Here is a 21,385-nt window from a genome sequence, read left to right as displayed (position 1 = left end):
ATGTGTAGTTCTCGTTTCGCGTTCACCAAGATCTTGGTGAACGACCTGCCCGCTCAATTCGACTTCTACTCAAAGGTGTTCGGCCGCGTGGAACGGACTCGTTACGAGTTCGACAATCGTCCCGATCCGCTCGCGGAGATCATCATGACCTCCCCGGCCGGGAACGAGCAGTCGCTGGTGTTGTTGCACTACAAGAACCGGCCCGCACCGACCCCGGGTTCGGCGGTGATCGGGTTCGAGGTGCACGGTCTCGACGACGTTGTGCGCCGGGCCGAGGAGGCCGGCGCGACGGTCACCGAACCGCCCACCACGATGGCGGAAATCGGTATCCGGGTCGCATTCGTCACGGATCCGGAAGGGCACGTGCTGGAACTGTTCGAACATCTGTGACAACTGGTTGCGCCGGGGTCCCGCACCCGGCCGCCGTACTTCTCGCTCAGCGGGAGGAGTAATGGTTTCTGCTGGTCGTGGGTCCTAGCGTCGAGGGCGGATCATCCGGACCGCACCGGGCCCGCTCGGCGACCGCCTTAAGTGCCCGGTCGTGGTCCGTGCGGATCGCGGACACGGGAACACCAGCGCTGTCCCTGCGGCCCTGCCCCGGCGCTCCGCATCCGCACACCTGCTGAAACGAGCACTGCCGCCCGTCGAAAGCCGCGATATCAGTGCCCGCGGTATCGGGATCGAAGGAAGAAGGAGCATCATGACCGCAACCCTGTCGACGCCCAGAAGGCATCCGCTCGTCCCGGTCGCCCCGCCCAGCGTCGTCGCCGACCTCTACTCGAGTGCCGAGATCGCCGCCTTGTTCGGGGTAATCGCCGATCATGGGCCGTGGCCGCTGGTGCTGGCCCATCATTTTGCCTCGACCGAGGAGTATCTGGCCGTCTCCGGTGGGGCCGACCGTAACCCGGTTGCGAAACTCTCGGATTTCGCCGCACCGGTGTTCCGCGGCTATCTGGCCAAGGAAGGGGTGGCCTTCTACGACGAGATCCGCGATATCTATCTGAGCCGGACGCTGCTCGAGCACGCCAAGAGTGTGCACGGAGCCCGCTACGGCATGGCCCATCATATGCTGTTCAACATGGCGGTGCCGTCGCGCAGCTTCGACGCAGGCCATTTCGACAGCGGCAACTGGCGGGGGATGAGTTCGGTCGACACCCCGATCTGGTTGCTCAGTGTGATGGCGAAATCGGGACTGTTCGATGAGTGGGAGGTCAAGACCTCGCAGGTGATCACCTACTTCTATGATTCCGACCTCGACGGTGGGTTCACCTACTGGCCCGACGGCCCCGACCAGGCGCCGCAGCGCCTGACGGCTCCGTTCTGGAATACCGCTGTCCTCTCGGACAATTCGAAGATGTACCACCGGCGAGAGGCCAACGGCCCCCGGGATCGTCGCGATATGCCCGAGTTGGAGATGCATACGCGGTTGCACGGCGAGAACGGTGAGTGGGTGGTACGCAACGATGATACGGAGATCGGCCGGTTCACCGACGGTGACGTCCGGACCCTCTTCCACTACACGGCACTCGTCTTCGACGACCGGCGCGACGCCGACCGCTATCTCGACCACACCGACGACCTGACCGCCGACAAGGTTTTCGACATTCTCGGTGACGATCTCGTGCGCCGCGGTATCGAGTTCGATTTCCCGGCTGATCCGATGACCGATCGGGACTTCATCGCTTTGCTCACCGAAACCTACGCCATGGCGCCCGCCGAGTACCCAGCAGAAGCTCCTCTCGACATCAACTGACCACCGTCTCGGTGCGGTACCACCGTCGATAGCCTCGACCGTGCCGCCACATGGGAATAGAGGTCGATGTCGTCTGAGCCGGTAACGCCGGTGGCTCTGCGGCTACAGTCGCGGAGCCACCGGCGTTCGTCCGCTTGTGCTGGTGCGTGCCGCGGTGGCCGGCGAGCCATACCCCCGTTGCGGTGGCGTCTGAACTGCGGGTTTCGCTGTTCGGGGGACGAGTGCTCCCGCTGAATGGGAGACCGCCGATCGACCCTCTCAGTAGACCCTATCGTCCTGTCATGCCACGTGCTTGTGACGCAGTTCACCGGAGCCCTCGTTCATCGGGTTGCTCACTTGCACGCCGTGGGGAGTCGCGAGCCGCCCAGCCGCTCGGCCGCATTGCGTGCCGATGGAGGGGTCTCCGGGCGGGCCGCCCGGAGGCGCACGCTCCCCGGCGCGACGACCCATAGTTCCGACCCGATCCCCATCCCGGCCCGAACCGTCCACCTACCGTGGGGCACGCGCCGGCCCCGTCAATACTGCTCTAGGAAGGCCCGCATCATGACGAACCCCGTCGAAACCGTAGCCGCCGCTGTCTCCGCGGCGGGCGCCCCGACCCGCGGAGCCCGCCGGATCTCGTCCGGATATTCCTGGCCGGAGTGTCCGCGATGGCATGAGGGCACTTTCTGGTTCTCCGATATGTACACCGGCACCCTGAAAACGCTGGATGCCGACGGCAATGCGACGGTTGTGGTGGACGCGACCGGGCGGTCCGCCGATACCGATGTGCCGATCGTGCTGGGCGGATTCGGCTGGCTGCCGGACGGACGGCTGATCGTGGTATCGATGCACGAGAAGCTCGTCCTGCTGCACGGTGGCGGAGCGCCGGACGACCTGAGCGTGTACGCCGATATCTCCCAGTACACCCTGGCCGCCGCCAACGACATGGTCGTCGACGCCGACGGCCGGGCCTACATCACCCAGCTCGGATTCGACATCTTCAAGGGCGACGAGCCGGTGGCCTCGCCGCTGATCGTGGTGGATCCCGACGGTACGGTCTCGACGCCGGAGAAGGTCGCCCCGCTGATGTGCGCGAACGGTATCGCCATCAGCGACGACGGCACCAAGGTCTATACGGCCGAGGTGATGGCATTCAAGATCACCGTGATGGATCGTGCCGCGGACGGCACGCTGTCGAACGCGCGTGAGTTCGCCACCTGCCCGTTCATGCCCGATGGGATCGGTCTCGATGCCGAAGACGGTGTCTGGGCGGCCATGCCCGGCGGTGGTTACGTCGCGCGGTTCACCGACCAGGGAATCACTCACGCCGTGTCGCTGCCCTTGGAGGACGGTATCGCCTCGGCCTGCCTGCTCGGCGGCCCGGACCGCAAAACCCTTTACCTGACAGCCGGGTTCGAGGTTTTCGACTTCGAGAAGTCGGCCCGGGAAGCGCAGGGGTCCATCTGGGTGGCCGATGTCGAGCACACCGGCGGCGCCACCCGCCCCTGACCCATCCGAAACCCACAGAACTCTGAGGAAATCATGGCAACACTGGACTTCTCCGACCGCGTCGTCATCGTCACAGGCGCCGGCCGCGGTATCGGCCGCGCGCACGCCCTGCTGCTGGCTTCCCGCGGCGCTTCGGTCGTGGTCGGTGATCTGGGCGCACGCATCGACGGCTCCGGTGTCGACGGTGACAACCCGGCCGCGGAGGTCGTCGCGGAGATCACCGCCGCCGGCGGCAGGGCCGTCGCATGCACCGGTGACGTGTCCACCGAAGCAGGTGCTCGTGCGCTCGTCGATGCGGCGGTCACCACCTTCGGTGGGCTGACCTCGGTCGTCAACAACGCCGGGATCGTGCGGGCGGCGCCGTTCGCCGAGGTCCCGGACGAGGAGTACCAGCGGCACCTCGACGTCCACTACTTCGGTTCCCTGCGGGTCATCCGCGCCGCCTGGCCGCACCTATTGCAGGCCGAGGCGCCGCGGATCGTGAACACCATTTCCCAGGCGATGCTGGGGAACCCGGGAATGTCGCACTACGGCGGTTCCAAAGGCGCGCTGTTCGGGCTCACCCGCAACCTCGCACTCGAGGGTCTGGAGGCGGGTATCAAGGTCAACGCGATCGCGCCCGGCGCCGGCACCCGGATGGCCGAGGCCGCCGCCGACACTCTGTCCCCGGATGTCATGGAGTACATGCGCACGGCGTTGCTGCCCGAGCATGTCGCGCCCGTGGTCGCCTACCTGCTGCATCCCTCTTGCGAGGTCACCGGCGAGGTGTTCAACGTGGCAGGCGGCATCGTGAACCGGCTGGCTCTGGTCAACACCGTGGGCATCCACGATCCCGGCCTCACCGTGGAAACCGTGGCCGACCGGTTCGACACGATCATGGCGATCACGCCGGAAGCGATTCCGCAGCTGGTCGCGCCGGCGCAACTGCCGGCCTCCTGATCCACCCCCCGCGTCCCCTATTGGAGTGATCCGATGAGCACAACCGAGACGGCCGGTAATGCCGTGAGCACCGAATACCCGTTCTCGCCGGTGTCGCCGGCGGAGGCGATCGACCGCTACCACGCCATCGCCGCCGACCGGCCGATGACCAAGATGACCATGCCGTTCGGCGGCGACGTCTGGGTTATCCACCGCAACGCCACCGCGCGAGAGATGCTGAGCGACGGCCGGTTCGTGCGCGAACCGTTCCGGACAGGCGAACGGGTGGTGCCGTACTTCGTCGAATTCCCCGACTTCCTGAAGACCACCCTGCAGTTCGAAGATCCGCCGCATCACACGAAACTGCGGAAGCTGGTGCAGCGCTCGATCTCTCCGAAGCGGGTGAAGGCGATGCGAGATTCGGCGGTGGAATTCGCGAACCACCTCATCGACGAGATGATCGCTAAGGGTGCGCCGACAAATCTGGTTCACGATTACGCGGTGGCGTTGCCGATCCAGATGCTCGCGAATCTGCTCGGCGTCCCGCCCGAGGATCGCCCGAAGTTCCAGAAGTGGAGTTCCTCGACGCTCGCTGTGGCGAATATGCCCGAGGAAGAGGTCGTCGCGAACATGACCGAACTGGTCGTGTACATGATGGGTCTGATCGAGGAACGCCGGACGAATCCGCGCGAGGATCTGCTCAGCGACCTGGCCAATGCCCGGGACAAAGACGACAGCCTCACCGACGGGGAGATCCTGCCGATTGCACTGGTACTCATCATCGGCGGGTTCGACAACACGGCGAACTTCATCTGCGCGGGCGTGCATTCACTGTTGAGCAATCGCGATCAACTCGAACTCTTCCTCGCCGATCCCGACGGTCTGGCCCCGACCGCGGTGGAGGAGATTCTGCGGCACGGCCGGATGGCAGTGGAGTCGGCCGTCACCGGCGGTGGTGGCCTGGTGCCGTTCGTGGCCACCGAGGACGTGGAACTCGACGGGCAGACCATTGCGAAAGGCGAGGCCGTACTCGTCGACCCGGCCTCGGCGAACCACGACGGTACGGCTGTCGACGACGATGGGGCATTCGATATCCGGCGGTCGAACAACCCGCACCTGACCTTGAGTTACGGTCTGCACCATTGCCTCGGTGCCCCGCTCGCGCGAATGGAGATGCAGGTCGGCCTGGCCGAGCTGTTCAAACGGCTGCCGGGGTTGCGGCTCGAAGGGAAGGCCGTGATCGATATGGACAACTTGACGCAGGCGGTCACGGATCTGCCCGTGTCCTGGTAGGAGCGTCCCATGCCGAAAGTTTTCTACACACAGCCCGGTGGCGCGGTGAAGGTGATCGACGGCGCCGTAGGTGATTCCGTGATGTCGACCGCCGTTAAGAACGGTGTGCAAGGCATCGTCGGACAATGCGGCGGCACCCTCTCGTGCGCAACATGTCACGTGTACGTCGACCGTGCCGAGCTGGGATATTTTCCCGATCCCAGCGAGGACGAGGACGATATGCTCGAATGCACCGCCTCCGACCGCGAGGAAAATTCACGGCTGTCGTGTCAGCTGGCATTGGCCGACGGCGTCGATCTGCACGTGACCATCCCCGATGAGCAGGTCTGATCGATGAGCGAACCGGAAACGATGCCGGGCAGCATCGTGGTGGTGGGTGCTTCACATGCCGCCGTTCATTTCGCGGATCGCCTGCGGGACACGGGCTACGACGGAGCGATCACCCTGGTCTCCCACGAACCGCGGCTGCCGTATCAGCGGCCGCCGCTGTCGAAGGCGTGGTTGAAGGGTGAGGCAACCAGCGAGTCGCTGCTGCTCCGTGATCCCGCGCACTACGCCGACAAGGAGATCGAACTGGTCACCGGTGCGCGGGTCGGACGGGTGGCCCGCACACCGGCGGGTGTCCGGATCGACCTCGCCGGCGAGGACGGCTCCCAAACCCGGGAGTTCGACCGGCTGGTCCTGGCCACCGGCGCGCGGGCCCGGACCCTGGCGCTGCCCGGTTGCGAGCACCGTGATGTCGTGCGCCTGCGGGACCTGGACCATGCCACAGTGTTGGCCGCGCGGGTCCGGAAAGGTCCGATCGCAGTCATCGGTGGTGGATTCGTCGGCCTGGAGGTAGCTGCCACCGCGCGGACCTTGGGCGCCGAAGTAACCGTGATCGAGGCCGGGCCGCGGCTTCTGGGTCGTGCGGTGGGGGAGGGCACCGCGGCGACGCTGCTCGCGGCGCACCGGGCGATGGGCACCGATATCGTCTTGGACGCGCAGCCGTCGGCGATCGTGGCCACAGGCGGCCGGATCCGCGGTGTTCGGTTGAACGACGGCCGTGAGGTTCCGGCCGCGACGGTACTGGTCGGGATCGGGGCAGAGCCACGCACCGAACTGGCCGCCCAGCTCGGGCTGCACTGTGCAGGCGGTGTAGTGGTCGACGACCGGTGCGTTGCATCCGACGGCTGGACACTCGCCATCGGCGACTGCACTACCCGGGTGTCGCCGACCACCGGTCGCCACTACCGGTTGGAGTCGGTGGACAACGCCACCTCCCAGGCCGAGATCGCGGCCGCGGTACTGGCGGGGAGTACCGCACCGGCCTCGGCCGCACCGTGGTTCTGGTCGGATCAGGCCGATCAGAAACTTCAGATCGTCGGCCTGATCGGTGATTACACATCGGTGGTGGTCCGCACCGACCCGGACAGACCGCGACGTCGGGTCGCCCTGTACTTCGCCGGCGATCTTCTGATCGCCGCCGAATGCGTGAACGCCCCGGCGGACTTCATGGTGCTGCGCGCCGCACTGAGCCGCGGGCACCGGCCAGGTCCGGAGGAGTTGTCCGACAGGACCGTACCGCTGAAGAAGCTGCTGGCTCCCGTTTGACGGTGTGCCGCGGGCCGCCCGGTGCGAAGGAAATCGCCTTCGCTCAGCGAGGGGTATTTCCGGAACCGGTGCCGGTCATTTCCAACGACACTGGTTCCGCCTGCGACCACGCAGGACGATCGATGCACCCGTCGACGTCGGCAACTGCCACAGTCATAGTCCCTGACCGCGGTCATCGAATCGGTCACCGCTCTGGAGGAACAGGAGAAACCAATGTCGGATGTGAGTGTCCACCCCGACCGGCTCGACGCGGTCGCTGAGTGGGACTACGAGGCCGATATCGTGGTGGTCGGCTACGGAGTGGCGGGCGTGAGCACGGCGATTGAGGCCGCCCGCGCAGGGGCCGATGTGCTGGTGCTCGAGCGGACCGGGGGCTGGGGTGGTGCGGCGGCACTGTCGGGTGGGTTCATCTATCTCGGCGGGGGCACCGCTCTGCAGAAGGCGCTCGGTTTCGACGATACGCCCGAGAACATGGAACGCTTCCTGATGGCCGCGCTGGGTCCGGGCGCCGACCAGGCCAAGATCCATGACTATTGCCAGGGCAGTGTGGAGCATTTCGATTGGCTCGTGGCGCAAGGTGTTCCGTTCAAAGAGGAATTCTGGGGTGAGCCAGGCTGGGAGCCGCCGGCCGATCAGGGGCTGATGTTTTCCGGCGGCGAGAACGCCGCACCGTACAACACTCTCGCCACTCCTGCGCCGCGTGGTCATCTGCCGCAGATGGCGGATAAACACACCAGTGAGAACGGCGGCGGGTTCATGTTGATGAAACCGCTCATCGATACCGCCGCCACCCTGGGAGTCCGCGCGGAATACGATGTGCGACTGCAACGTCTGATCCTGGACCACTCCGGTCGGGTCACCGGAGTGGTGGCTAAGCGCTACGGCAAACCGGTGCATGTACGCGCTCGCCGGGGCGTGGTGCTGGCAACCGGTAGCTTCGCCTACAACCAGCAGATGATCGAGGCCTACACTCCGCTGCTCATCAACCGGCCCGCGGCCGCCATCGAGGAACACGACGGTATAGGCATCCGGGTTGCGCAGGCGCTGGGCGCCCAGCTGGCACATATGGACGCCATCGAGGTCGCCATTTTTGCCGATCCGCAAGTGATGGCGCGCGGGATCCTCGTCAATGGGCGCGGCCAGCGTTACATTCCGGAGGACTCCTACCCGAGCCATATCGGCCAGTCGACTTTGATCCGCCAGAACAACGAAGCCTTCCTGATCATCGACGAAACCGCCCTCGAGGAGGCAAACAACACCGTGTCGAGTAGCGCGGCCATGCGCAGCGTGCCGCCCGCCTGGGTCGCGGAATCCGTCGAAGAACTGGAATCGGAGATCGGATTCCCCGCCGGGATCCTGCAGGCCACCGTCGAGGTATACAACCGCCACGCCAAGGACGGCGCGGATCCTCTGCTGGGCAAGAAGCCCCAGTGGGTGAAACCGATCGGCACACCGTTGGCGGCCTATGACCTGCGCAACCGCACGGGCGGTTTCACCCTCGGCGGTCTGCGCACCGATCTGGACTCCCGGGTCATGCACGTCTCCGGTGATCCGATCCCCGGCCTGTTCGCCGCGGGCCGCTGTACCTCGGGAATCAGCGCCGGAGGCTACGTGAGCGGTGCGTCCCTTGGAGACGGCAGCTTCTACGGCCGCCGGGCCGGCCGAGCCGCCGCCGTATCCTGACACCTTCTGCAGGTCCGATCGATGCACCCGGAACGGGACGATCGAATGACCGGACCGAGCAGCATTCCCCCGACCGGAACGCTCGAGCTGAGCGACTGGGTGTTCTCCGCGTGGCGGCGGGGTCACCGAGATCCCGGTGCGGCTACCGCACCACGTGATGATCGGTGCCCGGCGCTCGGCCACGGCGCCGGGTGGTTTACCGGCGGCACATACAGCTCTATCGGACAGTCCGGTCGCCCGGCGGTGGCGTGCGGAACCGGCGGGTGTTCCTGCGATTCGAGGGGGTTCAGTGTGATGCCGAGCTGTTCGTGAACCAGCAATCGGTCGCTACGATCCGGAGCGGATACGGTGATTCGGTGCACGAGCTGACCGAGTTCGTCGCGGACGGCACTCTCGAGATTCGGGTGGAGATCGACGACCACGCGCATCCCCGTAGCCGGTGGCATCCCGGTGCCGGATTGTTCCGGCCGGTCCGGTTGCTTCTGATCGGGGAGGTCGTGGAGACGACCCGATTACAGTTCCCGGAATCGAGCCGCTACCAAAGCGCCCACCTCCGATATCGCCGCCCGCGCCCGGGCAACCGACGGTGCCTGCATGGCGAATCCGTGGCCCATACCTGGGTAACGGAGTTGGGCGGTGGGGACTCCGGCCGCGCGGAGTCGGTCGCCGTAGGCTTCCACAGCATCGCGCAATGGGTCGCCGTAGCCGACGGCGAGGATGGCCGGAGGAAGGTCGGCGAGGGAGTCGGCCAGCGCTGGGACGCCGTAAGCGTCATCGGTGGCCGGGTCGTTGCCGAGGTAAAGGTTCTTCATCCAGTCGATGTCGTCGGCGGTGAGGAAGGGGGAATCGCCGAATTCCCGCATGGACGGGCGGTCGGTGCGGCGTTCGATGCCGGGATAGAACAGCACCTGCTGGGCGATGGCAGGACCGTTCTGGTCGCGGCTGCGCAGGGCGGTGGCGGCGGCCAGGCTGCCGCCGGCGCTGTCGCCGCCGACGCCGATCCGGTCGGGGTCCACGCCGCAGGCGGCGGCGTTGTCGACGAGCCAGCAGAGCGCGGCGTAGGCCTCCTCGTTGGCGACCGGGTATCGGTGTTCGGGGGCGAGCCGGTAGTCGACATTGCAGACGACGGAGCCGGTGGCGTCGGCGATATCGCGGGCCAGACGGTCGAACGAGTGCAGCGAGCCCATGATCATGCCGCCGCCGTGGGTCCAGACCAGTGCCGGCGCGTGCTCCGTTGGCGCGGCCGGTGGCCGGTAGATGCGGAGGGGGATCGGTCCGTGCGGACCGTCGGCGGTGGCATCGCTGACAGACTGCATCTGCGGGCCGGGTGGGCGCTCGATCGACTCCAGCATGCGGCGGGCGCCCTCGACGCCGACCGCGCGCAAGGAGCCGGAACGCCCGCCCCGAGGCGGGATGAGCGCCGCGACATCGGGGTCCCAGATCGGCTGTTCTGCAGCGGGGCTGTAGGTCGGTCCGGTCACGGGTCTACTCCTGGCGATCAGGGGGTCTCCGCACTGTGGTACGAGTGGCGCGGAGCATTATCCCGGTACTTGCCTCACCGCCCTGGCGGTGCAGGTTCATCAATTCGTCGAGGCGGTCGTTGTCGTGTCGGCCGAGCGCCTCGATCATCTGGTCGTGCTCGGCGATGACCCGGGCGCGGGCGGCTGGGTCGTACAGGTATGCCGCGTGGTACGGCATCGCCAGTGTCCATAGTCGGCGTATCTCGGTGATGACCAGGTTCAGCGGAGATTGTTCGAAGATGGCGAAGTGGAAGGCATGGTTGTGCAAGCGCATCGCGAGGAGATCACCGCGCTTGGCGGCGTCGACGACCAGGTCGCCGAGTCGCCGGACCTCGGTGAGCGCCTCGTCGGTGAACCGTGGCAGGGTGGCGATGATCTCCGGCTCGAGCGCTGCGCGCATCCGGTAGATCTGGTCGAAATCCGACTGCTGCAGCCGCGCGACCGTGTAACCCACATTGTGCTCGTGGTCGACCAACCCGGCCGCGGCAAGCTGGCGTAATGCCTCCCGGATGGGGAGTCGGCTCACGCCGAGACGTTCGGCCATCAGCACCTGGCGGATCGGCTGGCCGGGCAGCAGTTCGCCGGTGACGATGAGTCGTTCGATCTCCTCGACGACCCGTGCCGCCGCCCGTTCGCTGTCGCGCCCGCGATCGGCGGGCGGGGAGTCTGCGCTGGGTCTGCTCACGGGTTCCCGAAGATACCAGCCGCGCGCAGTTCCTCGATGCGCTCGGTGCGGTAGCCCATTGCGGCGAGGACGGCGGTGGTATCGGCACCGCGGGGCACCGCGGGACGTGGGCGTCGCCGGGGCGACCGGCCCAGTGCGATCGGGACACCGACGCCCCGGTAATCGTCGTCGTCGATGAAAAGGTCGCGATGGCGTACCTGGGCGGATTGCAGTGCTTCGTCGATTGTATGGACCGGGCTGGCCGGTACTCCGGCCTCCTCGAGTCGCCGACCCAAATCTTCGCGTGAACACAAGGCGATGCGTTCGCCCAGCAGCGCCACGAGTTCTTCCCGGTGAGCGTAGCGCTGGCCGTTGGAGGCGAACCGAGGATCGTCGGCCAGTTCGGCTAGTGCCAGGGTGTGTACGAGCGAACGGAACTGGCGGTCATTGGCCGCGCTCACGAAGAAGTCGCCGTCCGCGGCGCGGAACACCTGATAGGGAGCGACCGTGGGATGGAAATCGCCGGTACGCTGCGGCACTTTGCCGCTGGCCAACCAGTTTGCCGCGTGCGGATGCAGGATGGAGATGACGGAGTCGAGCAGCGTGATATCGACCAGCTGTCCTCGCCCGCTGCGCTCGCGTTCCAGCATCGCCAGCAAGATGCCGCTCACCGCCATATTGGCGGCGACGATATCGACGATTGGGATTCCGACCCGCAGCGGGTTGCCGTCGGGGTAGCCGTTGACACTCATCAGGCCGCCGAAGGACTGCAGTACGGCGTCGTAGCCGGGCAGCCCGCCCATCGGTCCGTCCACGCCGAAGCCGGTGATCCGGCAGTAGATCATGCGCGGATGACGTTCGCTCAGCACGGACTCGTAGTCGAAACCCCACCGGGCCAATGTCCCCGCCTTGAAGTTCTCGATCACGATATCGGCGCCGGCGAGCAGGTGGGCAAGGATTTCGCGGCCCGCGTCTGTGCGCAGATCGAGACTGATGTTGTCCTTGCTGTGGTTGAGGCTCGCGTAGTAGGCGCTGCTCGCACCATCTTCCAGGAATGGCGGGCCCCAACCGCGGGTCTCATCTCCGGTGGGAGCCTCCAACTTGATCACCTCGGCACCATGGTCGGCCAGGATCTGGGCGGTGTAGGGACCGGCGAGTACCCGGCTGAGGTCGAGTACCCGCACCCCAGTGAGCACACCGTTGCCGGTGGCGGTGTCCGCGGCGCGCCATGCCGCGCGGCCGTCGATCGCAGGGGTGGCGGAATGGTCGGCGGCCTGCGGTGGTGTGGTGACGGTCATCGATTGTTCCCTTCTGCCGCGGCGCTGTTGTCCTCGTGGCCGGACCCGGTCACGAGATCCCAGACGTCGGCGCCGCCTTCGAGGATGCGGCCGGCGAGGACATCGGCCCAGTAACGTTCCGAGCCATAGCGTTCCCGCCAGGACAGCAATGCGGTGGTGGATCGGCCGAGCGGATGTTCGGCGGTGAAACCGATGGCCCCGTGGAGCTGGTGGCCCGCGGCAGCGACTTCACGGGCCGATTCGGCCGTCACCACTTTGGCTGCGGCGACGGCTGTTTGTGCCCGGTCCGGGCCGGCGCCGGAGGTCTCGGCGACTGCGGTTTCGGCGGCCGTCTCCATGAGCGCGGTGAGCCCGGCCAGACCGGCCAGTCGCTGCTGGACGGCCTGGAATTTGCTCAACGGGCGGCCGAACTGGGTGCGCTGTCCCGCGTAGTCCACCGTTCGGTCGCAGACCGCACGGGCTGCCGCGGCCGACGCCACGGTGTACGCCAGCGCTCCACGCTGACCGAGCTCCGCTCCGCCGACCGGGGATTGGGCATAGGACTCGACCGGGGCCGCATCGAACTCGTAATCGGACACGGCGGCACCGAGCAGATCGGCGCCGGACGAGCCGGTGACCCCTGGGGCTGTGGGGGAGAGGAGCGCGACCGCTGGGTGGTGGTCCGCGGCGTGCGGGTCGAGCAGGACGACCAGTCGGTCGGCGTCGGGGCCGTGGACCACGGCACGTGCTGAGCCGTCCAGAACCGGCCGGCCGTCCTCGGCTTCGCGGATCACGGTGCCCTGATCGGCGACGGCGATCGTCGAGGTGTGCGCGCCGAGGGAGATACCGCAGCGCGCCGCGAGCCAGCCGGCGAGGACCGTGTGTTCGACGAGCATGGTGAGCGCACCGCCGGTGACCGCGGCCGAGACGACCGCGAGCGCGTCGGCGAGGGTGCCTCCACTGCCATCGTAATCTTCGGGGATCCCGATCCCGGTGAACCCGGCCTCGGTCAGTGCCGTCCAGACAGCACCGTCCGGGCCGGTGGCCGGAGTGGTGGTGTCGACGCCGGCCCGCTCGATCATCGCCTGAGTCGTCGCGCGCAGTTGCGAGTTGAGTGCGGTCATCGTAATCCCATTCCGCGGGCGACGATTCCGCGAAGAATCTCGTTCGTCCCGCCGCGTAGTGTGAATGCCGGAATGTGCAGCATGCTGTTGGCGAGCAGGCGGGCGAACGGCTCACCGCCTGCGCGCCGTGGTTCGACATCACAAGCGGCCCGCACCGCCTCCACGAGATCGCCTTCGAATGCCGAGCCGAGGTCCTTCACCATCGCTGCCCGTACATCAGGTCTGCCTCCCGCGGCGAGTTCGGCAGCCACCGACAGCGACATCCGGCGCAGCGCCCAGGCGCGGGCGGTGAGTGAGCCCAGTGTCACCCGCTGCTCCGCGGTGGCTCCTGCCCGGCGCAGTTCCTCGGCCCAGGCCCGCAGTAGCGGCATCGTGGACAGGTAGCGTTCCGGGCCCGACCGTTCGAAGGCGAGTTCGCCCATCACCTGTGCCCACCCCTCGCCACGGCTGCCGAGCAGGGCGTCCGGGCCGACGTGCGCGTCGTGGAAGATCACTTCATTGAAATGGGCCTCGCCATCGATACTGCGCAGCGGCCGCACCTCGATATCGGGGTGGGAAAGGTCCACCACGAATTGGGACAGTCCGGCCTGCCGATCGCCCGGTTCGCCATCGCTGCGGGCGAGCAGCACCATGGCGTGCGCCATATGCGCGCCGGTGGTCCACACCTTGGTACCGCTGAGGGTCCAGGAACCGTCATCGTGGGCGGTGGCTCGGGTGCGGACTGCGGCGAGATCGGAACCGGCATCGGGTTCGCTCATCCCGATCGCGAAGAACAATGTGCCCGAGGCGATTCCGGGTAGGTAGCGCTGCTTCTGTTCCTCGGTGCCGTTGGCGAGGATACCCGGCGCCATCTGCCGGTCGGCGATCCAGTGCGCGGCGACGGGTGCGCCGTGGGCGAGTAGTTCCTCGGTCACGACGAAACGTTCGACCGGGGACCTGCCGTGTCCGCCGTAGGCAGTCGGCATCGTCATCCCGAGCCAGCCGCGCCGCCCGAGCCGCGCGCTGAACGCCGGATCGAAACCGCTCATCCAATTGTCCACGGCCGGGACGAAAGTGCCTGCCGCGAGTTCCTCGGCCAGGAACGCGCGCACGTCGGCGCGCAACGACTGGAGTTCCGTATTCTCGGCGATCGGCGAACCGGCTTCCGCGGTGGTGGCGGTCATCGGCCCGGGCCCCGCGACGACCACGACTTCTGTCCCTTGCGCGACATCGACCACATCTGCACGCCGCGCTCGATCTCCAGTGCCGACGACCAGCTGACGGCCGGCGGGCCGAGCTCGAGTCGGGCGCTGGTCATGATCCGACGGCTGAGTTCGGGGTCGGCGGCGGGTGCTGTGGTGAGCTCGGCGATGAGCGTGTCGAGATCGGTTTCCGGGACAGCGGCGTAGGCGAGCCCGCAGGCGGCAGCCTCGGTGCCCGTCATCGGACGACTGCACGCTGCCAGCGCCACGGTCCGCGACCAGCCGACCGCGCGACCGAGCAGAGCGAGGTGTCCGCCACCCGGATGGATGTTGCGGGCCAGGAAGCCGCTCTCCAGCACCGAATCCGGGGTCACCACCATGACGTCCGTGGCGAGCGCGAGATTGAGACCGGCGCCGACGGCGCCGCCGACCACCCGGGCGATTGTGGGGACGGGGAGGGAACCGACTCGCACGAAGGCGCCGTAGACCGCGGAAGTGCGGCGAACGGCGTCGGGTGAAGCCGGGTCGGCGGAGGAGGCGGCGAGATCGCGGGTGTCCGCACCGCTGCAGAAGTATGTGCCCGCCGAGCGGATGACAGCCGCGCCGATGGTGGAATCGCTCTCCACCTGATCGCAGAACTCGCCGATGAGCGCGGCCATTTCCAAGGTGATCGCGTTCTTGCGGCGGGGGTTGTTGAGGGTCAGCTGCGCTACACCACCGGTGAACTCGGTCAAAACCGAGGCTTCGGGTGGGGCGCCGACCGTATCGTCTGGCGTCATGTTCCCGACCGTAGCAGATTGGATCCAAAATAAAAGCCAATAATGATTGACAATTTGTTGGGTCCGCCCGGAGAGTGAGCAGCAGATAAGGGCGCCCCCGGATACGCCGGGCGGCGGGCAGAAAGGAGCACTCGTGTTCGAGTTGAACGGGCGGATCGCCCTGGTGTCCGGAGCAGGTCAGAGCGTGGGCGAAGGAATCGCGACAGTGCTCGCGCGCCAGGGGGCGGCGGTAATCGTCAACGACCTCTTCGCCGATCGTGCGGAGCGTGTGGCCGCCAAGATCGTTGCCGAGGGCCACAAGGCGATCGCCAAGGCGTTCGACGTCACCGACTACGAGGCGACCGTCGCGGCCGTCCGTTCGGCGGAGGCCGAACTGAGCGGGCAGGTGAACATCCTGGTCAACAATGCGGGAATCGCGGAGGACCGGGTCGCCAGGCCATTCCGGGAGCTCACCCCCGAGCAGTGGCCGCCGTCGATTGATTTGAACATCTACGGGGCGATGAACTGCATCAAAGCCGTGCTCGACGGAATGTGCGATGCCGGCTGGGGCCGCATCGTGCAGATTTCCTCGGGATCGGCGCGGACCGGTCAGAACATCAATGTGTCGATGTATGCCACCGGGAAGAGCGGTATCGAGGGTTTCATCCGTCACCTGGCGGCGGAGACTGGCCAGTTCGGGGTGACAGCGAATATCGTCGCGCTCGGCCACCAGGCCAACCTGATGGAGAAGATGACACCGGAGATGATCGACAAGATCCTCGCGACCATTCCGATCGGTCGGCTCGGTGACCCGATCGAGGTCGGGGCGTTCTGCGCGTATCTGGCCTCCGACGAGTCCGGGGGGATGACCGGCCAGACCCTGGACTTCAACGGTGGGTCGCAGACCCGATGACCGGGAAACCGGTTCCGGCGGCAACGACTCTGCGCTCAGTGCCATTCGGGTCACCGACCTGGTGAAATCGACGGAGTTCTGCACCGCGGGATGCGGCTTCGAGCTGGTGCGCGGCTGAGTGCGTCGGTGTGACCACTCAGCGGGAGCGGACCGTTTCCGCGGCGCATCTCTGCTCTAACGTCGCGGCATCTCACCCAGAACTGTGACAGGGAGTGCAGTCGAGATGACTTGGGGCCGAACCTATGAGGTAGTAGTGGTGGGCTCCGGTGGCGCTGCTCTCGCCGGTGCGCTGGCCGCCGACCACCGCGGTCTGTCGACCTGCCTGATCGAGAAAACGGACCGCTTCGGTGGGACCTCGGCGTATTCGGGTGGCAGCGTGTGGCTACCCGGAAACCATGTACTGGCCCGGCAGGGCGTGGAGGACTCCATCGAGAAGGGGCTGACCTATTTCGGCGCGGTCGTCGGCGACCGCACGCGGCCGGAGGTGCAGCGGGCATACCTGGAAACCGGGCCGGCTGTCGCCGACTTCCTCGAGAACACTGTCGGTATCCCGCTCGAACACCGTCCCTTCCCGGACTGATTCGACGCCCCCGGGCGAAGCGCCACCGGCCGCAGTATCTTCGCCCAGTCGATTTCGGCGGACGAGGTCGATGATCGGTTGACCGATGTGCGACCGACGGTGGCTGCCGATCAGTTCGGCCTCCCGGCCGACCGCTCTGTACTGGACGGCAGTCAGGCCTGGATCGCCCGGTTGGTGCTCGCCTTGGACGCGACGGGCTGCGCGGACCTGCTGTTGTCGACACGGGTCGATCGCCTCGTGCAGGAAAAATCGGGACGGGTCACCGGAGTGGTGGCGACCGACGTTGACGGTGTGGAAACGCGGATCGAGGCGCGCGGCGGCGTACTCCTTGCCGCGGGTGGGTTCGAACGGTCGGCCGAACTGCGCAAGCGCTGGCAGAACATGCCGACTGCCGCTTATCCGGGTCCAGGCGTCCCACCGGGTTCCGGCATGGTGATGGCCTACCCCGCGGCAGCAGATATAACCGCACGACTCGGCGAACCGGACGCCGTGGCTGCGTCCTGACTCGGCGCACCAAGGAAATGGCCGCGGCGCCGGACACTGGCATCGCGGCCGGCCCGTATCAGGGTGGGCGGACGGCTGAGCGAACCACCATACACGGCGGAGAAACCGTGGCGGTTTATCCGCTCTCTACGGCCTCTCGGCGTGCTGGTGTGGAGGCGCCCGAGCGCTAATGGGACGCGAGGTCCGCGGCGACGCACCGATCCCAGATCTCTCGCGCTGCCACCCGGACCTGGCCGACGAGCGTTCGGAAATCGAGCGAGGTGACCGGCGCACAGACCGAGATACCGGCCAGATTGCCGTAGACGTGGTCCGGCGGCCCGAGGGAGACACCGACGCACCCGAGACCGGCGAACGCCTCGCCTCGATCGAATGCCGCGCCCCGATCGCGTACCGCGGCGAGATCGTCCTCGAGCTGCGCGTCGGTGGCCACGCTCTGCGGAGTGCGTCGGATCAGTGCGCCGCCGCCTATGCGCTGCAGCTCGCCGAAGACCGACCGGCGACCGGATTGGTCGGCGAACGCCAGCTGCGCTTTGCCCACCGCGGTGAGATGGCCGGGTATCCGCTGGCCTACGGCGGTCGGTGTGGGTCCTGACGAGCGCCCGTTGACCTTGGCCAAGTAGACGGTGTCGCCGCGATTGAGGACGGCCAGCTGGATGGTGAGACCCGTGCGGTGCGCGAACGCCTGCATGACCGGACGGGCGCCGTGCAGCAGGCGGTTCTGGTTCAGCGCGGCCTGCCCCATTTCATAAGCCTTGACCCCGAGCTCGTAGGTCTGCTCGGGAGAGCGTGCCAGCCAGCCCGAGGTCGTCAGCTGCTCCAGAAGCCGATGGACCGACGAGCGCGGCAGCCCGGTGCGGGAGGTGACCTGGGCCAGGGTGAGCGGACCTACCCCGTTGAATGTCTCCAGAACGAGCGATATCCGCTCGACGACCGAGACGGGTACTCCGGTGGAGCTCGATGTTCTCATAGGACCTCCCAACACACATCACAACCCTGTGACATGAGTCACGGTACTCCGGTGTGCGGACATCTCTCAAAGCGCCGTGACCAGCGTCGGCACCGACCATCGCATCCGCCCCCGTCCGCTGCCGAGCGAGTCTCCCGATCAGCGAGACGCCGGCCCATATGGCGTCGGCCCAGGCCGTACCCTGCCGGAGGCCCGATTCCGGCCCGGCGCATTACGGGCGGGACACGACGACAAGGAGAGCGGATGCCCACGGAGACCAGTGTCGGTTCGCCGGTCCGCGAGGACGCTGACGCCATGGATTCGCGTGCGCGCCGCGTTCGGGTGGTCGAGGTGATCGACGAGACCGCGGACGCACGCTCGTTCGTCGTCGAACCCGATCCCGAGGACGCACGGTCCTTCGACTATCGGCCCGGCCAGTTCCTGACCGTCCGCGTTCCGGATATCGGCAGCGGATCAGGGCGGTGCTATTCGCTGTCGAGTTCGCCACACACCGACGTCGCACTCAAGTTCACGGTGAAACGAGTCGAGGGCGGACACGGCTCCAATTGGCTCTGCGACACCGTTTCGGCCGGTGACGAGCTCGAGGTACTGCCGCCCGCGGGTGCCTTCGTCCCCGGATCGCTCGACGACCCGGTGGTCTTGGTGGCTGGCGGCAGCGGAATCACCCCCGTCATCGCCATCGCGAAATCCATCTTGATCGGCGGCAGCGGTGATGTCGTACTGATCTACGCGAACCGAGATGAGGCGGCGGTGATCTTCGCGGCGGAACTGCGGTCGCTGGAGTCGCGGTTCGGGGATCGGTTTCACGTGGTCCACATCCTCGAGTCGGTGCAGGGCTATCCGAGCCGACGCCTGCTGTCCACACTGTTGCGGCCGTTCGCGGAAAGGGCTGTGTACATCTGTGGACCCGCACCGCTCATGGATCTCACCACCCGGGTGTGCGCGGAAGTGGGCTTCCCGGGGGCTCGGGTGCATTCGGAGCGCTTTCTCTCCTTGCGCAAAGACCCGTTCGCCGACGCGCCGGCTCTCGCTCGGACCGAATCGGGCGAACGCGGCGAGATCGTCTGCCAGGTGCGGGTGATACTCGATGGTGCTGAACACTGGGTGCCTTGGGCCCCCGGTCGGAAACTTCTCGACGCATTGCTCGACGCCGGTCTCGAAGCCCCCTATTCGTGCCGGGAAGGGGCATGCAGCGCGTGCGTCTGCTCGCTCAAATCGGGCCGGGTCAATATGGTGCACAACGAAATCCTCACCGACGACGACCTGTCGGAGGGTTACATACTGGCGTGCCAGGCCGAGCCGGTGAGCGACGAGCTCTCGATCGAGTACTGAGCAGGTGGGGAAAGCCTCCCACTCAGCAGGAGACCCGCGTCACACGCCGTGTCCGGCTGCGAAGCTGGACTCAATGCGGCAAGTTCTGCGGTCGCGATCATTTGACCAGGAGGTACCGTGAGTTCCACGACCGACACCGGCAACGAAGTCCGTGTCATCGACACCGGCACGCCACCTCAGCGTTTCGCCCGGGGCTGGCACTGCCTCGGTCTCTCCCGCGACTTCTCCGACGGCCGGCCACACCAGATCTCCGCGTTCGGCACCGAGCTGGTTGTGTTTCGCGGCGAGGACGGGAAGCTGAACGTTCTCAACGCCTTCTGCCCGCATATGGGCGGGAATCTGGCCCACGGCACCGTGAAGGGCAACGATATCGCGTGCCCATTCCACGACTGGCGGTGGCGCGGGGACGGCAAATGCGCAGCCATACCGTATGCCCGGCGGGTTCCGCCGCTGGCCCGGACCAAGGCGTGGCCGACCATGGAAGTCAGCGGACAGCTCTTCATCTGGCACGATCCCCGGGGCGCTAAGCCGCCGGCTGAGCTGGCCATTCCGGAGATCTCGACCTACGGAGATCCGGGGTGGACGGACTGGGTGTGGAATTCGATCGTGGTCGAGGGCTCGCATTGCCGCGAGATCGTGGACAACGTCGTCGATATGGCGCATTTCTTCTATGTCCACTACGGCATGCCGACCTATTTCCGGAATGTCTTCGAGGGGCATACCGCGACCCAGATCATGCGGTCCCGCCCGCGTGCTGATGCGGTGGGAGTCAGTACCAGCACGAACTACAGCACCGAGAGCCAGTCCGATGCTACGTATTACGGGCCCTCCTACATGGTCGACAAGCTGTGGAGTGGTGGCCGGGCCGGTGCCGGCGAGCCGAATATCTACCTCATCAACTGCCACTATCCGATCACCTCGACCTCGTTCCGGCTGCAGTACGGCGTGATGGTGGAGAAGCCGACCGGGATGGATGACGCCGCGGCCGAGCAGGTCGCCGCCGCCGTGGCGAAAGGTGTCGCGATCGGTTTCGAGCAGGACGTGGAGATCTGGAAGAACAAATCGCGCATCGACAACCCGCTGCTGTGTGAGGAAGACGGTCCGGTATACCAGCTGCGCCGCTGGTACGAGCAGTTCTATGTCGACGTCGAGGACATCAAGCCGGAGATGGTGAACCGGTTCGAGTTCGAAATCGATACCGAACGCGCCCTGCAGAACTGGCAGGCCGAGGTCGACGCGAACCTGGCAGCCGGGCGCAGTGCCATACCGGCGCATCGCCAGGCCGCATCCGCGGCCTCCTGAGCACCCCACCCCCTTCAGTAGTTTGGACCAGGAGTTCCGATGTCCTACGAAGTACTCGACAAGATCGTCGCCCTCGCCGACGAGATCCGGGCCGGCGCCGAGGAGGGCGAATCCCTCGGCCGCCTGCCCGACGATATGGCCAAAGGCCTCAAGGATGCCGGGATCATCCGGCTGTTGCAGCGCAAGGAATACAACGGCTACGAGGCGCATCCGCGTGAGTTCGCCGAAACCGTGATGAAGACCGCGAGCATCTACGGTTCCGCCGGTTGGGTGGGCGGAATCGTGGGGGTGCATCCGTGGCAGCTCGCCTTCGCCGATCCCAAGGTGCAGGAAGAGATTCTCGGCACGGACAGCGATACCTGGCAGGCCTCGCCGTACATGCCCGGCGGTGTCGCGGTGCCGGCCGACGGCGGTTATGTGATGAACGGCCGCTGGCAGTTCTCCTCCGGTACCGACCACTGCGACTGGATCTTCCTCGGCGCGATGGTGGGCGGCGCGGACGGGAAACCGCTGATGCCGCCGCAGGGCCTGC

20 protein-coding genes and 2 pseudogenes are annotated in these 21,385 nt (G+C 66.6%); 15 read left to right on the top strand and 7 right to left on the bottom strand.

The features are described from left to right. The 9 genes and pseudogenes from QH195_RS32050 to QH195_RS35330 all read left to right on the top strand — a co-directional run. Window positions 1–390 carry a VOC family protein gene (locus tag QH195_RS32050; protein ID WP_280438141.1) on the top strand — a complete coding sequence of 130 codons (390 nt, stop codon included), beginning with the start codon at window positions 1–3 and terminating at the stop codon, window positions 388–390. A 310-nt stretch (window positions 391–700) separates the two neighbouring features. Next, window positions 701–1,753, top strand: a complete 1,053-nt coding sequence (locus QH195_RS32045; protein ID WP_280438140.1) for a hypothetical protein — start codon at window positions 701–703, stop codon at window positions 1,751–1,753. A 543-nt stretch (window positions 1,754–2,296) separates the two neighbouring features. Next, window positions 2,297–3,244, top strand: a complete 948-nt coding sequence (locus QH195_RS32040; protein ID WP_280438139.1) for an SMP-30/gluconolactonase/LRE family protein — start codon at window positions 2,297–2,299, stop codon at window positions 3,242–3,244. A gap of 33 nt (window positions 3,245–3,277) precedes the next feature. Beyond that, entirely contained in the window at window positions 3,278–4,183 is a 906-nt protein-coding gene (locus QH195_RS32035; RefSeq protein ID WP_280438138.1) for an SDR family NAD(P)-dependent oxidoreductase, read from the top strand. A gap of 33 nt (window positions 4,184–4,216) precedes the next feature. Beyond that, window positions 4,217–5,455 (top strand): cytochrome P450, encoded by a 1,239-nt coding sequence (locus QH195_RS32030; RefSeq protein WP_280438137.1) that lies wholly within the window; start codon window positions 4,217–4,219, stop codon window positions 5,453–5,455. 9 nt (window positions 5,456–5,464) lie between these two features. After that, the gene (locus QH195_RS32025; protein ID WP_280438136.1) at window positions 5,465–5,785 is read left to right on the top strand and encodes a 2Fe-2S iron-sulfur cluster-binding protein; all 321 of its coding nucleotides are present in this window, start codon (window positions 5,465–5,467) and stop codon (window positions 5,783–5,785) included. A gap of 3 nt (window positions 5,786–5,788) precedes the next feature. After that, window positions 5,789–7,048 carry an NAD(P)/FAD-dependent oxidoreductase gene (locus tag QH195_RS32020; protein ID WP_280438135.1) on the top strand — a complete coding sequence of 420 codons (1,260 nt, stop codon included), beginning with the start codon at window positions 5,789–5,791 and terminating at the stop codon, window positions 7,046–7,048. 213 nt (window positions 7,049–7,261) lie between these two features. Next, a complete protein-coding gene (locus QH195_RS32015; protein WP_280438134.1) occupies window positions 7,262–8,731 on the top strand; it encodes an FAD-dependent oxidoreductase in 1,470 nt (489 codons plus the stop codon). Window positions 8,732–8,895: 164 nt separating this feature from the next. Continuing rightward, a pseudogene (locus tag QH195_RS35330) lies at window positions 8,896–9,201 on the top strand (sugar-binding domain-containing protein); the annotation flags it as partial. 42 nt (window positions 9,202–9,243) lie between these two features. Here the strand turns inward: QH195_RS35330 and QH195_RS32010 are convergent. Genes QH195_RS32010 through QH195_RS31985 form a run of 6 tightly spaced genes read right to left on the bottom strand, consistent with a single transcriptional unit; the run spans window position 9,244 to window position 15,276 of the window. After that, complete coding sequence (locus QH195_RS32010) at window positions 9,244–10,212, bottom strand: alpha/beta hydrolase (protein WP_280438133.1); 969 nt, start codon at window positions 10,210–10,212, stop codon at window positions 9,244–9,246. A gap of 4 nt (window positions 10,213–10,216) precedes the next feature. Then, a complete protein-coding gene (locus tag QH195_RS32005; protein ID WP_280438132.1) occupies window positions 10,217–10,936 on the bottom strand; it encodes a GntR family transcriptional regulator in 720 nt (239 codons plus the stop codon). Then, window positions 10,933–12,213, bottom strand: coding sequence for a CaiB/BaiF CoA transferase family protein (locus tag QH195_RS32000; RefSeq protein ID WP_280438131.1), 1,281 nt, complete (start codon window positions 12,211–12,213; stop codon window positions 10,933–10,935). Before QH195_RS32000 ends, QH195_RS32005 begins: the two co-directional genes overlap by 4 nt. Beyond that, complete coding sequence (locus QH195_RS31995; protein WP_280438130.1) at window positions 12,210–13,316, bottom strand: acyl-CoA dehydrogenase family protein; 1,107 nt, start codon at window positions 13,314–13,316, stop codon at window positions 12,210–12,212. Before QH195_RS31995 ends, QH195_RS32000 begins: the two co-directional genes overlap by 4 nt. Next, window positions 13,313–14,479 carry an acyl-CoA dehydrogenase family protein gene (locus QH195_RS31990; RefSeq protein WP_280438129.1) on the bottom strand — a complete coding sequence of 389 codons (1,167 nt, stop codon included), beginning with the start codon at window positions 14,477–14,479 and terminating at the stop codon, window positions 13,313–13,315. Before QH195_RS31990 ends, QH195_RS31995 begins: the two co-directional genes overlap by 4 nt. Then, window positions 14,476–15,276, bottom strand: a complete 801-nt coding sequence (locus QH195_RS31985) for an enoyl-CoA hydratase-related protein (RefSeq protein ID WP_280438128.1) — start codon at window positions 15,274–15,276, stop codon at window positions 14,476–14,478. Before QH195_RS31985 ends, QH195_RS31990 begins: the two co-directional genes overlap by 4 nt. Window positions 15,277–15,409: 133 nt before the next feature. Here QH195_RS31985 and QH195_RS31980 point away from each other — a divergent pair, with 133 nt between their 5' ends. The 3 genes from QH195_RS31980 to QH195_RS31970 all read left to right on the top strand — a co-directional run bounded on the left by QH195_RS31980 (window position 15,410) and on the right by QH195_RS31970 (window position 17,252). Then, window positions 15,410–16,168, top strand: coding sequence for an SDR family NAD(P)-dependent oxidoreductase (locus QH195_RS31980; protein WP_280438127.1), 759 nt, complete (start codon window positions 15,410–15,412; stop codon window positions 16,166–16,168). Window positions 16,169–16,391: 223 nt separating this feature from the next. After that, the gene (locus QH195_RS31975) at window positions 16,392–16,748 is read left to right on the top strand and encodes an FAD-dependent oxidoreductase (RefSeq protein ID WP_280438126.1); all 357 of its coding nucleotides are present in this window, start codon (window positions 16,392–16,394) and stop codon (window positions 16,746–16,748) included. A gap of 87 nt (window positions 16,749–16,835) precedes the next feature. Next, window positions 16,836–17,252 (top strand): FAD-binding protein, encoded by a 417-nt coding sequence (locus QH195_RS31970; protein ID WP_280438154.1) that lies wholly within the window; start codon window positions 16,836–16,838, stop codon window positions 17,250–17,252. A 166-nt stretch (window positions 17,253–17,418) separates the two neighbouring features. On the opposite strand, the gene QH195_RS31965 is transcribed toward QH195_RS31970, so the two are convergent. After that, window positions 17,419–18,219, bottom strand: a complete 801-nt coding sequence (locus tag QH195_RS31965; protein ID WP_280438125.1) for an IclR family transcriptional regulator — start codon at window positions 18,217–18,219, stop codon at window positions 17,419–17,421. A 294-nt stretch (window positions 18,220–18,513) separates the two neighbouring features. Here QH195_RS31965 and QH195_RS31960 point away from each other — a divergent pair, with 294 nt between their 5' ends. From QH195_RS31960 to QH195_RS31950, 3 genes and pseudogenes are all read left to right on the top strand, one after another. Next, window positions 18,514–19,551 (top strand): 2Fe-2S iron-sulfur cluster-binding protein, encoded by a 1,038-nt coding sequence (locus tag QH195_RS31960; RefSeq protein WP_280438153.1) that lies wholly within the window; start codon window positions 18,514–18,516, stop codon window positions 19,549–19,551. 117 nt (window positions 19,552–19,668) lie between these two features. Further along, on the top strand, window positions 19,669–20,853 hold the full coding sequence (locus tag QH195_RS31955; RefSeq protein WP_280438124.1) for a Rieske 2Fe-2S domain-containing protein: 1,185 nt from the start codon (window positions 19,669–19,671) through the stop codon (window positions 20,851–20,853). Between the two features lie 39 nt (window positions 20,854–20,892). Continuing rightward, a pseudogene (locus tag QH195_RS31950) lies at window positions 20,893–21,385 on the top strand (hydroxylase); the annotation flags it as partial.

This window comes from Nocardia carnea, from assembly GCF_029868855.1.
GTDB classification, from domain to species: domain Bacteria; phylum Actinomycetota; class Actinomycetes; order Mycobacteriales; family Mycobacteriaceae; genus Nocardia; species Nocardia carnea_A.
This window is presented reverse-complemented; position numbering and strand designations above follow the sequence as displayed.

What these genes read in the sequence shown, in the direction of transcription:
- QH195_RS32050 (WP_280438141.1), top strand. Translation starts at nt 1, where the DNA reads ATGTGTAGTTCTCGTTTCGCGTTCACCAAGATCTTGGTGAACGACCTG.
- QH195_RS32045 (WP_280438140.1), top strand. Translation starts at nt 701, where the DNA reads ATGACCGCAACCCTGTCGACGCCCAGAAGGCATCCGCTCGTCCCGGTC.
- QH195_RS32040 (WP_280438139.1), top strand. Translation starts at nt 2,297, where the DNA reads ATGACGAACCCCGTCGAAACCGTAGCCGCCGCTGTCTCCGCGGCGGGC.
- QH195_RS32035 (WP_280438138.1), top strand. Translation starts at nt 3,278, where the DNA reads ATGGCAACACTGGACTTCTCCGACCGCGTCGTCATCGTCACAGGCGCC.
- QH195_RS32030 (WP_280438137.1), top strand. Translation starts at nt 4,217, where the DNA reads ATGAGCACAACCGAGACGGCCGGTAATGCCGTGAGCACCGAATACCCG.
- QH195_RS32025 (WP_280438136.1), top strand. Translation starts at nt 5,465, where the DNA reads ATGCCGAAAGTTTTCTACACACAGCCCGGTGGCGCGGTGAAGGTGATC.
- QH195_RS32020 (WP_280438135.1), top strand. Translation starts at nt 5,789, where the DNA reads ATGAGCGAACCGGAAACGATGCCGGGCAGCATCGTGGTGGTGGGTGCT.
- QH195_RS32015 (WP_280438134.1), top strand. Translation starts at nt 7,262, where the DNA reads ATGTCGGATGTGAGTGTCCACCCCGACCGGCTCGACGCGGTCGCTGAG.
- QH195_RS32000 (WP_280438131.1), bottom strand. Translation starts at nt 12,213, where the DNA reads ATGACCGTCACCACACCACCGCAGGCCGCCGACCATTCCGCCACCCCT.
- QH195_RS31995 (WP_280438130.1), bottom strand. Translation starts at nt 13,316, where the DNA reads ATGACCGCACTCAACTCGCAACTGCGCGCGACGACTCAGGCGATGATC.
- QH195_RS31990 (WP_280438129.1), bottom strand. Translation starts at nt 14,479, where the DNA reads ATGACCGCCACCACCGCGGAAGCCGGTTCGCCGATCGCCGAGAATACG.
- QH195_RS31985 (WP_280438128.1), bottom strand. Translation starts at nt 15,276, where the DNA reads ATGACGCCAGACGATACGGTCGGCGCCCCACCCGAAGCCTCGGTTTTG.
- QH195_RS31975 (WP_280438126.1), top strand. Translation starts at nt 16,392, where the DNA reads ATGACTTGGGGCCGAACCTATGAGGTAGTAGTGGTGGGCTCCGGTGGC.
- QH195_RS31965 (WP_280438125.1), bottom strand. Translation starts at nt 18,219, where the DNA reads ATGAGAACATCGAGCTCCACCGGAGTACCCGTCTCGGTCGTCGAGCGG.
- QH195_RS31960 (WP_280438153.1), top strand. Translation starts at nt 18,514, where the DNA reads ATGGATTCGCGTGCGCGCCGCGTTCGGGTGGTCGAGGTGATCGACGAG.